Origin of the sequence: Thioalkalivibrio sp. ARh3, assembly GCF_000377265.1 — a bacterium.
Classification (GTDB): Bacteria; Pseudomonadota; Gammaproteobacteria; order Ectothiorhodospirales; family Ectothiorhodospiraceae; genus Thioalkalivibrio; species Thioalkalivibrio thiocyanoxidans.
This window is the reverse complement of the sequence record NZ_KB897948.1, coordinates 178,497-192,120: the sequence shown is the minus strand read 5'-3', so window position 1 is coordinate 192,120 and position 13,624 is coordinate 178,497. Positions and strand designations below refer to the sequence as shown.

The window sequence follows — 13,624 nt, the reverse complement described above, 5'->3', positions numbered from 1 at the left end:
TGGATTTGGAGCCTTACAGCGGCCAAGGAGGGAATGGTGCTGGTAATTACTCGTTCCGATGGGGAAGGAATCCGAATCGGTGAAGACATCTATGTCTTTGCTTTGATCGGCGAGCAGCAGGTACGTCTCGCAGTGAGCGCACCTGGGCATACGGTGCAACAGGATGCCGACCAGACAGTGCGTATCGGTGATTCGACGGTCGTTCGACTCCTTGAAACGCGATTGGATCGTGTCCGCCTCGGTATTGAAGCGGCGCCCTCGATACCGATCTCGAGGGAAGAGCTTCTCGTGTAATTGTAGTGGTCAAGTGATTTCAGGCAGCTCTGTGCGTGCCTCGGCTGTCCAATTTCAGTCGTAGGCATCTAATCTTTGGATCCAGCACCTGCCGCCGTAGCTTGGTCTGAAGTAGGCTCATGTGTACACGAAGTACACATAGGGTCCGGGGCAACATGAAAGAGATTGACGTCCGCGACGCGCGAGAACAGCTTTCCAGCATCCTGAAAGAAGTGGAACGGGGTGGGGAGGTATGCATTCTGCGTCGAGGTCGGCCCGTCGCTCGCGTGGTTCAACCTGCCGGGGATCCCCCGAGATTTCGTTCCCGTGCCGACCTGCGACAGGGCTTGCCGGCCATGCGGGAAACCGCCGTTGTTACGGTTCGTACAGCGCGGGATTCCGAACGCTACTGACGTTCGTCGCGGACACCAGTGCTGTCCTGCCGTTATACCGTAGTGCCCCCCAAGCGATGACATCGGTCAGTCTTCCTCGCGCAGCGTTAGCCGCACTCTCAGTTGAGGGGGGCCATCAAACATCCTGATGTAGTAGTGACCATGGGGCTGCCTCCACGCGGTCATGTGTGAGGCGAACGAGGTGAGGACACGGCTCGCCGTCAAGGACGAGTTTGGTCAAGGAAACGCTCGGGATGTCCAAAGCCGCGAAGTCCCTCGGCCGGCAAGGGTTGCGCTTGCGTACGAGATCAAAGGCCCTTAGTGAATGATCTCCGCTTCACGGCAAATTGTTCCTAATGCCGGTCAATTTGAACGAGTGGCGGCATTAAGGAACACGATCGGGTGCATAGTGGCGCTGCCAAAGGGCATGCCCTTTCGATAGGAAGCAACGTGATGTGCGGACGTATGACGCGCTACAGCGCGACGAGTGAACTCGGCATGCGGTACTTCCAGGCGCCGGTCGACGAGGGTTTCGATGCGCCTCGGTACAACGTCGCGCCCGGCACTGACCTGGAAACGTTCCGCGCCGGCGAGGAGGAGCGGGCCGCCTTCCAGCCGATGTTCTGGGGCTTTCGGCCGAAACGGGTAGGGGACGGCCCTCGCACGATCAATGCCCGGGCCGAAAAGGTCGCCACCAGCCCGTATTTTCGGTCCGCATTCGCCCATCGGCGATGCATCGTGCTGGCCGATGGCTGGTACGAGTGGCGCAAGACCGATGACGGCAAGCAGCCGTACTACATCGCCCTGGCCGAGGACGCACCGCAGGACATCCTGATGATGGCGGGCATCTGGGAACCCATGGCAGATGGCGGCGCCTGCTGCGCGATCATCACCGAACCCGCGTCAGAGCGACTGTCGCACATTCATGACCGCAAGCCGCTGGTACTAGATGCCGCGTGTCGCTGGGACTGGCTCGACTCTGATCGGACGGAACGTGAGGCGATCCGAGACGGGACCGTCCGTCTGAACCCGGATGCCTTGGTCTATCACCCCGTTTCGACTCGCGTGAACCGCCCAGCCGAAGGCGACCCCGGATTGATCGAAGCGATTGCCTGAAGGGGCTTCAGGCCGTGGGGTAGTGCTACCTTGGTGAATAAGCCCGGAACGGGCACTCAGGCAGGATGGCAGCGATGGCCAATAAGTGCGAAGTCGAAGTGCGCATCACCCGGATCCGCGAGAAAGCCGCATCGGTTTTCGACACCCAGGAAATCGTCGATGACTGGATGTGCACAGAGAATCTCGTGCTCGGCGATGCCCCGATCAATCTGCTGGACACGGAGGAGGGCGCCGACAGGGTGGAGGTCATCCTGGGCCGGATCGAGCATGGCGTGTATTCGTGAAGGGAGCGGGTGAACTGGGGACGGGCTGGCGCGGTAATGGCGAGCGCGGCGCGTCGACAAGTTCCGGCTAACGACTCGGCTGTGGCGCTGGGGCAAGGTGTCTAAGGTAGGCTGCCGTTGTGAGCGCATGTACACCGGGTAGTGATACCTTTGAGGGAACCCTCGTCGAGATGCACTAGGGAAGGGATCCGTGGCAGAGCAAGACGAAATTGAGGCACGCGTAGCCCGTATTCGCGAGAAGGCGGCAGTGATCTTTGAGGATCCGGAAAAAGCAGAACACTGGATGCGGGCGAGGAACCGGGTTCTTGAGGCGGCGCCGATCGATTTGCTGGACTCGGATGAGGGTGTGGAGATGGTCGAAACGGTTCTGCACCGGATCGAGCACGGAGTGTTCTCGTAACAGGCGAAAAGGGCTGCAGAAGGAGTCGGAGGCTGTATGACGGATTCAGCGCACTCAGAGGTATCGGCTCATGACCGAAGCGCCTTGGCGAAAATGGTGATGCAGGCGTTTGATCACTGGGGTCTCGAAACGGACGAAGCCCTCGCGATGCTGGGCCATGCGCCGGGCGATGTGGACGCGCATTCGCGCTATCGCGGAGGGGAGCCACTGCCGGATGAGCGCGATGCTTTGGATCGTGCGGGCCACATCCTGAGGATCCACAAGAACCTGCGCCTGTTGTTTCCGCATGAGCGGGATAAGGCCTATCGCTGGATGAAGACGCACAACCGTGCGTTCGGTGGCTGCCCCCCGGTCGAAGTCGTCAGCCGTGAGGGATTGCAGGGACTGTTGCGCGTCAGGGGTTATCTGGATCGGGCCGTCGCGTAGCAGCTGTTCGGGAATCGCGCCCGTTGCTCATCTGCGGCCGGTGGGGCCCCGATCACCCCAAGGAACTCATTGTGCCGGGAAGGTGAGATCGCTGAAAGGCCTTCGTCCCGGCTTCCACATCCCCATGCCGTTCTATGAGCAGAGCCGCTCCCTAGTTGGCTGCTGGGCGATGGGGCGCGGGCCTATGGATCGCTACTAAGGCGACCCGCACAAAAGTGGTCACGCATAAACCCCATTCGGACGCCTACGGTGCTCTGGGGAGCGAAATTGCAGACTATGGGGGTGGTAGCCGGGTGATCCGCCAGGTCCGTGTACCATCCTCCCGGTCCTCGGTCCAGAAGACCTGGATGGCGTCGCCAGCGGCTGTCACCAAAGGAAACCTCGGGCGATGGGCATTCCTGCCGAGGGTAAAAGTGGTGGACCAGGTACCGTTGTGGTATCGGGCCACGCCGATGCTGTGATCCGCGGTACCGTGGTCCCACGCGGCGAGCAGTCCGCTGTTGGGGGTGGCAGTGAGATCGGCGGCGCGAGCCGAGGGGCGTCCCAGTCGCTCAGGAGTCGACCACTCGCCGCGATGGTTGCGATGCAGGTGGTAAAGACCCGTATGGTTATCGTCACCGGTCCATACAAGGGCATGCAACAGGCCGTCGTTATCTGTGGCGAGTCCTCCGCCCACATGGGGACAGCCGTCTACGTACCAGTCGAATTGGCCGACACGGGAGTGCCCACGCCAGCCGGCGTCGCCGGCGCCGGTCACCGCTACAGCCATGTCTCGGGGTTCGATGCCACGATACAGCACCATCGTCTCGTCACCGGCGTGTGCCAGGCTGTTCCAGCAGCATTGACACGTCGTATCCCGCGGGGTGGTTACGTCGGACCAGGATTGGCCGCCGTCGATACTGGTCGCATGGTGCACCCCCTGTTGTCCGTCTCGGCTGTCCAACCAGGCAATGTGGAACACATTGTTGGGGGCCCGGGATAGCGCGAAAAAGCCGTGGCTCCCGGTGCCGTCCCCCTTGACCGGGGTGGTGGTCGGTTCCCACTGTTTGCCGCCATCGTTGGACCGGGCCATCACCATTGGGCCGCTGCCGGCGAAGCCGTCGCCTGAGGTCTGCCAGACCACTAGCAGACGGTTGCCTGCGGCGGCGATCCGCAGGTCGTTGCTGCGGTGGACACGATCCGGGGGGGGGTGGCCGGTTTCGATGGCCACGGGGTCCGACCAGTCTAGTCCACCATTGTCACTGGTCGCGTGGTAGGCAATGGCGGTGTCGTCTTTCAGCTCTACCCAGGTGGCGTGGAGTCGGTCGTTGTCAGAAGTGACGCCCAGGCTCACGACGTCGCCGCCGGCATCGAACAGCACATTCTGGAATTCCGGTTCTGCGTTCCCGCATGCCGCCAGCACTATGGCCGCACTCACGCCGGTCAGGCAGCGAATCACCATGTCCATTCCACACCTCCGTAGATCGAGCGCGGAGCGCCGGGATTGTAGACGGCGCTATTCGGCTCAGCGGAGTCCACGATGTTGGTATTGGCCGCGTAGATTCGGTTGCCAAGGTTCCGGCCTTCCACGAACACCCGCCAGCCATTGGGGCTACGGTAGCCGGCGCGAATACCCCAGATAACAAAACTGTCTGCATCCTCGCTGTTGGCGAAGTCCACCGGGTAGCCGCTGGCGGCCTCGATCACCGGGCCGGCGTATGCGCCGCTCGCGTGCCGCGCGCGTAGATCCAGCCGTGCCATGTGGCGAGGGACACCGGGCAGGCGGTTGTTTCCCCAGTCGGGGTCTCCGTCAAATCGGAAGTCGTTGTAAGTGTAGGTGAGTTTCTTTTCAAGAGTGAGTGTGTCTGTAACACCCTGTTGGTGGCCAAGACCCAGTTCCACGCCTTGGTGGACGGTGCGCTTGGCGTTGCGGGTGGCAGGCTGGAACGGGTTGTCCGGGTCTTCGAACAGCAAGATCTCGTCGCGAATACGGGCGTGGTAGACGGCCAGTTCGCCGGACCACCGGTTCCCACTGCGGCGTACACCTAATTCCACGGTGTCGGCAGTCTGCTGGTCAAGCAAGTCGCCGCCATGACCAACCAGTTCGCCAATGACCGGCGCCTCGGTGCTGCGGCTGAGATTCCCGAACAACTGCATGCCGCCGGGCAGGTCATGAAGCGCGCCGATACGTGGATTCACGGAGTGGTAATGGCGGGACCCGCCATCGCCATCACCGCGGGTCACGTTCACTTCGCGCCGGGCCCAGGCGAGCTGTACGCTGCCCATGAGGGTGGTGGCGTCAGTGACCGCGTAGTGGTTGTCGGCGAAGAGTTCCACGGTCCTAGCCGTTGAGCGCTCGCGGCTGCCGTCACTGTGGTCATCCGCCCGTTCGCGCCCGGTGACGGCGAGGGTGCCCCAAGTGAATCGGTTGGCGCCGGACTCAATTGTGTGTCGAGCGCTCGCGCCTATGTCTTGGCGGGACGTGTCCAAGTCGAAGAATGGCATGGGGTGTTCCATACGGAGGTCCTGCATGAAGACACCCAGGTCGAGATGGTCGGCCTCCCGCAACTGGTGCTTATGGTGGGCGGTGACGCGCCACAACCGCAAATCTCGGGCGGCATTAGCATTCTCGAAATCCGGGTTTGCCTGGAGCCGATTGGCGCGGAGCTGGTTCCGCGTTAGAGAGCCTGGTAGCTCCAGTTGGTGTTCCTGAGCCTCCAAATGCAGGCGGGTCTGGCTGCGGTTGTTGTGCTGAAACCCCACATTGCCGTAGGCGCGCACCGCCTCCTGGCGACTGTTGTCGCGAAAGCCATCTTGCCACGAACCGGTGACCGTACCTACTGCATCGGTGTGCTCGTTCGCTGTGGAGCCCTTGGCCTGGAGGCGGCGGTAGCCGAAGCTACCCGATTCCGCGCGCAAGCTGAACGGGTGGCTGTCGTAGCCTGTGGGAGAGATCATGTTGATGGCACCACCGAGGGTGGCCGCCCCATATCCAATGGCGTTGGCACCCCGGTAGACGGCCATGTGGTCGTAGGTCAGCGGGTCCATGAGCTGGTTGCGAGTGTTGCCGTCAGCCTCGGTTACCGGAAGACCATCGCGCAGGAGCCGGATGCCGCGGTTGTTGAAGGTCTGAGTGAGCCCCGAGCCTCGGATGGAAAGTCGCGTTTCGTCCTGGCCGAAGCGGCTGCGGGCGTAGACGCCGGGTGTGGTAGCCAAGGCGTCCTCCAAGTTGGCGGTGCGTCCCTCGCGCACTGTGCCAAGGTCTACTAGGGAGGTGCCGCCCGGGACGCGCTCCAATTCGGCTGCCGTGTCATCGGTGGTTGGGAGTGTCGACGTAAACAATTGCCCGGTGACGGTCACCGTCACCGGGTCGAGACGAACGGCGTTCTCACCGTGCGCTGCACCTGACAGCATCACGGTGAGAGCACCCACGGCCGCGAAGCGACGCCATTGTTCTGCAATCACGTTTGTCTCCCTGTGTTGAGAGGTCGCTGCAGCACATCGAAGCAATGTGCACTCGAACGACGCGGCCGGGCTTGGTTTATCGTTATGGGGCAGGAATGCCTTCTCGAGGCCCATAGAGTCAGGCATTACCAGCAGCTAGCCCCAGATGTCCTGAGTGATGCCTTGGTACCAAGCCCGGGTGTAGTCGGCCTCGCTGGCGCGGAATTCGGGGCTGGCTCCGGAGGGACTAACACCCCCACCCTCAGCCGTTTGAGTCCCGTCAATGAATCGATAGACGTTTGCTACGCTGATACCGTGTTCTGGGGTGACCAGGCTGTAGCAAGTGTTGGCCGAGGAAGGATTGAGCGGCTCCTGGTCCATCAATTCGCGCACAATCGCCGCGGCGACGATCTTGCCTTGGTTGTTGGCCGAGTGGCCGGACTTCGGCATCGCGCCCGCCACGCTGGCATCCCCCAGCACATAAATGTTGTCGTCCATCTCCGACTTGAAGGTCTGCTGGTTGACCGGGACCCAGCCTTGGTCGTTGGTGAGGCCGACATCGTGGGCGATCTGGGCGGCCTGTTGGCGAGGAATGAAGTTCATCACATCGGCCTTGACGCGTTCGAAGCCACTGTCAGCCCGTGCAGTTTTCTCGGCTACGTCTACCGCTTCGACATGGCCACCGTCCGAAGCAGCTCGCCACTCGATCATGTCGCCGTAGTGCTGTGCCCAGCCTTCCTCGAAAAGACCCTGCTTGGAGAAGTTGTCCTTGGCATCAAGCACGATGATCTTGGAGCGTGGCTTTTGCTCCTTGAAATAGTGCGCGATGAGCGAGACACGCTCATACGGTCCCGGCGGACAGCGGAACGGATTCGGTGGGGCGACCATCACAAAGACGCCACCGTTCGGCATGGCTTCCAGCTGATCTCGCAGAAGACGAGTCTGGTCGCCCGCTTTCCAAGCATGAGGGATTTCGCTGGCGTCGGATTCGCTGATGCCGTCGACAGCGTCATAGCGGAAGTCGATCCCTGGGGACATGACGAGTTTGTCATAGCTGATGGAGTCGCCTCCTTGCAGGTGGACACGCCGCCTATCGGGATCGACCGTGGTGACGCGGTCGGCGACTATGTTGATGTCATGATTGTCGCGCAGGCTGTCATACGTGTGGGCGATGTCGTCCATGGACGCCAGGCCGCTGAGAACCCAGTTGCTGCCGTAGCAGGTGTAGTACGTCGCGTTGGGTTCGATTAGCGTAACGCGGAGTTGAGGTAAAAACTGCTTCATGTACTTGGCCGCTGTGGCACCACCGGAACCGCCGCCAACGACCACGATGTGTGCCCCGTTGCTGCCGTGCGAGTTGTCAGCGGCAAAACTTGTGCCTGCGAAGGTCGCAGCCCCCGTAGCTCCGGCGGCTTTGAGGAAACGACGTCGAGTCAAATGATTCATGGTGTTCTCCTTTTACTGGTTTCCGAAGTACGCCGCCATAGCGTCAATTTCTTCGTCGCTGTAGCCCTCTGCGTGACGGTTCATGACTGTCGCCTCACGTTGCCCGTCACGGAACGCGCGCATCTGACTTGCAATGATGTCTTCCCCTAACATGGCCAGATTGGGTATGCCTTTGTTAGCTCCGGCCGCGTTGTGGCATGCCTGGCATGAGGCAGCCATGAGTTGACCGCGCGTAATTTCGTCATTGAGGTCGGCGGACACTGTGGGTGCCGCGCTGAGCGCGACAAGCGAGGCAACTAGCCCCATGACCTGCGTACGTATCTTCATTACTAGCCTCCTTCGGATTGTAAATCCGGTTCATGTGTCGGCGCTGGATGACGGAGTCGCCAATCCAAAGAATCCGGGTTTATTGGCTGTGTTTTTTCATTGTTTAATAGTTCATTCTCTTGTTGATAAATAGATTTCGTGGTCTATAGAGATCGATGGACGATCTGAACAAAAAATCCACATTAGTTTCTCCTTAAAAAGAGCTTGCCCTGGGGCTCAGGGCAAGCAAAGAGGAGAACTACAATGTCAACAACACCTTCGGTGCTGGGCGGATTCGGGTCTGCCGTGGGGTTCTAGTTAAGCAGGTTGCGTTACCGGCGCACCCTTAAGGTGACAAGACGTTAGAACTATCCGCATAGGTTTTCCTTGGTGTTGTAGGGTGACCCGCCAAGAGCCCGTGCGTGGAGAAGGGGGTTTCCCGACGTCTAAGCGAGCCGCCCTACAGGAGGTAGATGCAATGAGCGTGCCAGCCTCCGCCCTTTGTTGGTCACCTGCTTGATGAGGTTAGGGAGGCGTCGTGAACGGTGGAGGTGTAGACGTGGTACGTCGGGGGTGCGTGACTGTGGGTGCTGGAGGCAGTGCCTCATAGACCTACCCGGAACACAGCTTTCGGGGGTGTCGAGCGTCCTCGAAGCTAGTCCGCGACTTGAGACGCAGCCCCCTCGGGCGGACATTTCGAGAATCGCGTTTTGGCTCATTGCGTAGCGCCCCATGTAGGGTGCTCGATTCTGTGCCTACTATTCCATCGAATGGCGCGCCCATCACGATGCGATCAGTACTTATGACGTGTCGGTACGCGGACGATCTCGAAGGTAGAAGGTGCGCCGAATTTTGTATGTGGGTTTGGGGGGCAAACGCGGCATACGCGTTCCATCGTTGGTACTGAGTGTTCCAGGGTGAAACATATGGAACGATCAGAATGGGGGCGCAATGGTGGCGACCATGCCAGGATCCAGCCGGCCCATCTGTGGAATGCGAGAGCGCGGGATTGGGAGAGTATGGCTGGGCAAGAGGGGCAGAGGCCCGGGCGAGGCATACTGTTGCCCGTGGCGCGAGAGGATGATTCGGCTGCGTCAACCCTCAACGGGTGCCGGCTACGGCTGGGGCTACTGAGAACTCGTATGCGAACCTCCAGCCAGTCAGCACTGGCACTGTGGAGGCTGTGACAACGCAATGCATTGTGAAGGCCAGGTTACAATGGCGGTTATCGTCGTCACAGCGCCCGCTGGCCACTTTTGGTATTCCCCCTCATAAGCACGTTTTGAACGCACGTGGTCGGTGTGATGAAGGGTCGGCGCTCAGTCCCGTTCGCGGGGTTGGTTCAGTGGTTCGGCGCTGTCCTCGCCCTCTCGCGTTTGGGGCTGCTCCTCATGTTGCAAGGCGTTGCTGGTGGTATCCGGGGCTGTTCCGCCATCCTCGTGCTTCACCGCTTTGCGGAAATTGTGCACGGCACTGCCGAGGTCACCTCCTGCGTTGCGAAGTTTCTTGGTACCGAAAAGGAGGAGCACGATCACGAGAATGATCACCAGCTGCCAGACACTAATACCGCCGATTCCCATAGTTCTTTCTCCAGTCAGTCAGAATGTTGGCTTGAGAGATTGGGGAATGCCCTTCATTGGGTTCCCCCGAGGGGTGAGCAGGTCCACGGCCGTCGTGTCTCGGACCCGTCTGTCGGTTGGAACAGCGGGTGCATAAGTGGCCGTGGCGGACGAAGCAAGAGGATTTCGCGCAAGAGGAGCCAGACGATGCAGGGGCCGTCGGTTTGGCCCATCTTGGGATAGTTATTTACGGCCTCGCGTCGAGGAAAATAGTCAGGGCATCGTCGCCTATCTCCAGGCGGGCCTGCCAGCGGCCCGGCATCGTGAAAACATCATGGGCCTGATACTCGCCGATCCCGATAGGCTCGACGGCAGGCTGCAACGGCACCATGCGATGGTCGATCATATCGAGCACCAGTCGCGGTTCGGGCTCGGCCGCCACTGGTAATGCCGTGTCGTCAGTGATTTCGAGTTGCAGCCGGAACCCCGGTGTCGAGGGAAGAAAGACGGCATGGATGTAGTAGGGTCCGAGAGCCTCTTCGACCTCAACAGGTTCGAGGAGAGTCGAAGGTTCCCCGGGTGGCGATCGAGTGACGTAATGGGCGGCAGCGATTAGCGCCAGTATGAGGAGAGCCGCTTCGATACGGATGGACCATCCGAGTTGCCTGATCTGGCCATGATCGGTGGCCTTTGGCGCCAGTATCCATCGATTAAGTGCAGCCAGTCCCAGGATGGGCGCTATTACTATCAGTTTGATCACTAATGCTTGCCCATACGGTGTTCCGAACAATTGCATTGGGTTCCAGAAATGGGTCCAGACGCCATAGGCCCCCGTGAGTACGATTGCGGCCACGGCGACCAGCCCTACGGCTGATGTACGGTGAATGGCTGCCTCTAGCCATGGTGGTGGTGTCTGCAACTCCCATACAGGCATCAGGGCCAGAGATACCACCGTGCCCACCCATACCGCGACCGCCGCGAGATGGACAGCGTCGGCCGCCACCAGGAAATACCGTCCTTCCCCAGCCGCATGGCTGGTGAGACTCACGCTTAGTACGAGCGCCAAGCCCACGACTGTGTAACCGATCCGGCGCCATAGCGGTGGTAGAAGAAGCCATGCAGCGAGGAATGTGGCGAGGAGCCCTAGTCGGGCCAGGCTCACTCTCCCATGGCGCGTCTCGGTGACGTACGCCAGGGTCATCGTCAGGTCGATGGTCCCGAGAGCAGTCCACACGACCTGTGCTACCTCGCCCACGGTGCCTGCTGCGAGCATCGCAGCGCCCGCCCATGGAAGGAGCCGGCGGCCGTTGACTACGTGGTCTGGCGCCGAAGCAGGAAGAATTCCGTGGCGTAAGAACCCCGGCGATAGCAGGAATACAAGCCCCACCAGCACCAGCGTTGTCCAGGTGAATTCCACGGGTTACTTGCTCGCCTTCGCATCACCTACATTCACGAAGGTGTGAAATCCAGTGGTCGTGTGTCCGTCCGAGGAAAGTACTTTCCAAATGACAGCATAGGCCCCGGCGGGCAGCGGTGCGCGGGTACTCAGGCTAACTTCCGCGGCCTGCGACGATAGATCGCTCTCAACTGATACCTCGTCGTGAACCGTATCGTCGGGGTTCGCGTTCAGCTCCGAAGCCAGGGTGTTGAGTTGGGCCAAGTTCCGCAGGCCCTCCTCGGGTAGGTTCAGCCTAAATAACCGGAATGTGCTGAAGCGGCTCACGACTGGCTCGCTAAAGACGAGGCGCACCTCCTGGATCGCACCGTTGCCGACGATGGCTTCGGGGGGGATAGCCGCACGCAGGTTGGCATGTGCGTCGGCCGCCCCAGGAGCGCCTAGTAATCCAACGGTGGCGAGCATCACCACTGCCAGACGCGACAACTTTAGTCTCACTGCGTACATCTCTCACCTCCACTGGCTGTAGATCGAATTGGCGTGCTGGGCTGCGGCTGCCGATATCAGGGTGCCGAGCCCCGACGCCGCGGGTAGGTGGTATGCATGCGAAAAGCGTGCCTAACGGACGTACCGGCTTGTTGCAGGAGACCGGCGCTCGCATTTGTTCCGATTTCGTTCCGGCAGGCGGACCGCTGGCCCGAAATGGAACAAGCTGTTTCAGGCCGGAACGTGGCGATAGAGATGTGCTCGGAAGGAAACCACCGAACGACGCGATGTAGACCGATTGGCATGAATTTCGCTGGGCCTAGGGCACCGCAACGAACGCGGTCTGTTGGTCGCCGGTTGAACGGCATTAGAAACGGCCACCAGTGCTAATCGGTAGTACATCACTCATTTGGAGGAGTCATCATGAGCAATTCCGACCATACTGACGGCAAGGGTCCGTCTGATCCGAATATCGCCTCGAAGACCACTGAAGGTCACGTCGAAGCAACCGGCCCATCCGAGTCCCGCCGCAAGTTCCTGAAGTCTGTCGGGATCGGGACCGGTGCCGCGTTCGCGGCCACGGCTGCCGCCCCGTTCCTGCCCGAAAGTGTCCGCGGAATGGTCACGCAGGACGCTCAGGCTCAAATGTTCGGTCGTAGCGGGAGCAAGTACATCAAGCTTCAGGACTTCTACGACCAGCTCGGCGAATACGTACTGCTGGCACCGGGCAAGTTCTCCGGCACCGTCGCTGCGACCGACCTCAGCACCGGGTGGACGATGGCGTGGTTGGCTGGATGGAACTACGGCGACACCTGCCCAATCATGCACCACATGGCCGCCTTCCCGTCCCCGGACCCCTACAAGGAGTTCGAGTTCGTTGTGAACACACAGGGCGGGAAGAACCTGTTCATCTATGGTGTGCCCGCGACAGTGGAAGAGCCGGGCGAGGGCATGAAGATCTACCGGATGCAGTACGACGGTACGCGCATCAACCTCCAGCGGGATGCCGCTGAGGTCAGTGGTCTGGGGTTGGGTGTACACGTGACCGTTAACCCCGAGGCGGATGGTTATGCGGTGGGCGACGGCCAGAAGGACATCTGTGCCGAATTCGACCGTGAAACCGACAAGGTGCGGTATGCCTGGTACTTCGACTGGGATCCCAACGTCAAGGAACTGGAACGCGCTTGGCTCGATGGTGGCGTAATGACGATCAAGCGCCTGAAGCCGACTTTGGCTGACGGCCGCTATGACCTGCAGGGATCAAAGGGCAACAAGATTGACTGGGAATTGGTGCCTGGCGGCGAGCTCCAGATCGAAGAGGGCAAGGTCTCTGGTGATCGCCCGCTCAATGCCTGCGCGAACGATGCCCTGGTATTCGACCCTCGGGGCAAGTGGGCTGTCGCCTCCCTGCGGCTGACGGGTGTCTGTGTCGTGTTTGACCGCGAGAAGGAGGTGCCGGTGGCGGTTCTTTCCGGACCGAAGGGCACGCCTTCTCAGCTGGAGCTGGTCAAAGTCGACGACGACACCTGGACGGTGGAAATACCGGAGGTTGTCAGCGCCGGTCACCAGGCGGGCTTCTCGCCCGACGGAAAGAGCTTCCTGTTTATGAACAGCCTGCGCCAGAACAACATCATGGTGTGGGACAGTTCGGATCATTCCGATCCTAGCCAGTGGGACAAGAAAGCCGTTGTCGAGAGCCCGGACTGGCGTGGCGCTTACCCGAACACGTTCCACATGGTGTTCACGCCGGATGCCAAGAAGCTGTACGTCACGATGTGGTGGCCGTCCCCGACCCCGAACGGTATCGCGGTTATCGACGCGGTCAACTGGGAATTGCTGAAGGAAGTCGACCTCGGCCCCGACATGCATACGTTGGCGATGACGTACGACGGCAAGTTCGTGATCGGTACGCTCTCCGGCTACCAGAACACGGCGTCTGCGATTGTGGTTATGGAAACTGAGACCGATGAGGTGCTTGGCTTCCTGCCCAGTCCGATGGGCCACCATGACAACGTGATTGTGCCGCGCACGCTAGAAGACCTGCGCATCAGCCGTTCCACCACGACCTGACATCGTCGTATCACGAGGGCCGCCAGGCGGCGGCCCTCTATTGATGC

14 protein-coding genes are annotated in these 13,624 nt (G+C 60.6%); 7 read left to right on the top strand and 7 right to left on the bottom strand.

What is annotated here, in order from left to right; all coding sequences use genetic code 11:
* Positions 1-33: 33 nt before the first annotated feature.
* From C995_RS0105725 to C995_RS0105705, 6 genes are all read left to right on the top strand, one after another.
* Positions 34-294 (top strand): carbon storage regulator, encoded by a 261-nt coding sequence (locus tag C995_RS0105725; RefSeq protein ID WP_018649395.1) that lies wholly within the window; start codon positions 34-36, stop codon positions 292-294.
* A 119-nt stretch (positions 295-413) separates the two neighbouring features.
* Entirely contained in the window at positions 414-686 is a 273-nt protein-coding gene (locus C995_RS13915) for a type II toxin-antitoxin system Phd/YefM family antitoxin (RefSeq protein ID WP_369699450.1), read from the top strand.
* A 444-nt stretch (positions 687-1,130) separates the two neighbouring features.
* On the top strand, positions 1,131-1,781 hold the full coding sequence (locus tag C995_RS0105720) for an SOS response-associated peptidase (protein ID WP_018649396.1): 651 nt from the start codon (positions 1,131-1,133) through the stop codon (positions 1,779-1,781).
* Between the two features lie 74 nt (positions 1,782-1,855).
* Positions 1,856-2,065 carry an MbcA/ParS/Xre antitoxin family protein gene (locus tag C995_RS0105715; protein ID WP_018649397.1) on the top strand — a complete coding sequence of 70 codons (210 nt, stop codon included), beginning with the start codon at positions 1,856-1,858 and terminating at the stop codon, positions 2,063-2,065.
* Between the two features lie 190 nt (positions 2,066-2,255).
* On the top strand, positions 2,256-2,465 hold the full coding sequence (locus C995_RS0105710; RefSeq protein ID WP_018649398.1) for an MbcA/ParS/Xre antitoxin family protein: 210 nt from the start codon (positions 2,256-2,258) through the stop codon (positions 2,463-2,465).
* Positions 2,466-2,558: 93 nt separating this feature from the next.
* Positions 2,559-2,891: an MbcA/ParS/Xre antitoxin family protein gene (locus C995_RS0105705; protein ID WP_018649399.1), complete on the top strand. Its 333-nt coding sequence runs from the start codon at positions 2,559-2,561 to the stop codon at positions 2,889-2,891.
* A gap of 274 nt (positions 2,892-3,165) precedes the next feature.
* Here the strand turns inward: C995_RS0105705 and C995_RS0105700 are convergent, their stop codons facing one another.
* The 7 genes from C995_RS0105700 to C995_RS0105670 all read right to left on the bottom strand — a co-directional run bounded on the left by C995_RS0105700 (position 3,166) and on the right by C995_RS0105670 (position 11,528).
* Positions 3,166-4,338 (bottom strand): sialidase family protein, encoded by a 1,173-nt coding sequence (locus C995_RS0105700; protein ID WP_018649400.1) that lies wholly within the window; start codon positions 4,336-4,338, stop codon positions 3,166-3,168.
* Positions 4,326-6,335: a TonB-dependent receptor domain-containing protein gene (locus C995_RS0105695; protein WP_018649401.1), complete on the bottom strand. Its 2,010-nt coding sequence runs from the start codon at positions 6,333-6,335 to the stop codon at positions 4,326-4,328. The genes C995_RS0105700 and C995_RS0105695 overlap by 13 nt, the downstream gene beginning before the upstream one ends.
* A gap of 135 nt (positions 6,336-6,470) precedes the next feature.
* The gene (locus tag C995_RS0105690; protein ID WP_018649402.1) at positions 6,471-7,760 is read right to left on the bottom strand and encodes an NAD(P)/FAD-dependent oxidoreductase; all 1,290 of its coding nucleotides are present in this window, start codon (positions 7,758-7,760) and stop codon (positions 6,471-6,473) included.
* A gap of 12 nt (positions 7,761-7,772) precedes the next feature.
* Positions 7,773-8,087: a c-type cytochrome gene (locus tag C995_RS0105685; protein ID WP_018649403.1), complete on the bottom strand. Its 315-nt coding sequence runs from the start codon at positions 8,085-8,087 to the stop codon at positions 7,773-7,775.
* 1,298 nt (positions 8,088-9,385) lie between these two features.
* Positions 9,386-9,646 (bottom strand): twin-arginine translocase TatA/TatE family subunit, encoded by a 261-nt coding sequence (gene tatA, locus C995_RS0105680; RefSeq protein WP_018649404.1) that lies wholly within the window; start codon positions 9,644-9,646, stop codon positions 9,386-9,388.
* A gap of 226 nt (positions 9,647-9,872) precedes the next feature.
* On the bottom strand, positions 9,873-11,042 hold the full coding sequence (locus C995_RS0105675; protein ID WP_038038837.1) for a copper resistance D family protein: 1,170 nt from the start codon (positions 11,040-11,042) through the stop codon (positions 9,873-9,875).
* Between the two features lie 3 nt (positions 11,043-11,045).
* Positions 11,046-11,528 carry a copper resistance CopC family protein gene (locus C995_RS0105670; protein ID WP_018649406.1) on the bottom strand — a complete coding sequence of 161 codons (483 nt, stop codon included), beginning with the start codon at positions 11,526-11,528 and terminating at the stop codon, positions 11,046-11,048.
* A gap of 402 nt (positions 11,529-11,930) precedes the next feature.
* Here C995_RS0105670 and C995_RS0105665 point away from each other — a divergent pair, with 402 nt between their 5' ends.
* Complete coding sequence (locus tag C995_RS0105665) at positions 11,931-13,577, top strand: YncE family protein (RefSeq protein WP_018649407.1); 1,647 nt, start codon at positions 11,931-11,933, stop codon at positions 13,575-13,577.
* The last annotated feature ends 47 nt before the right edge of the window (positions 13,578-13,624 follow it).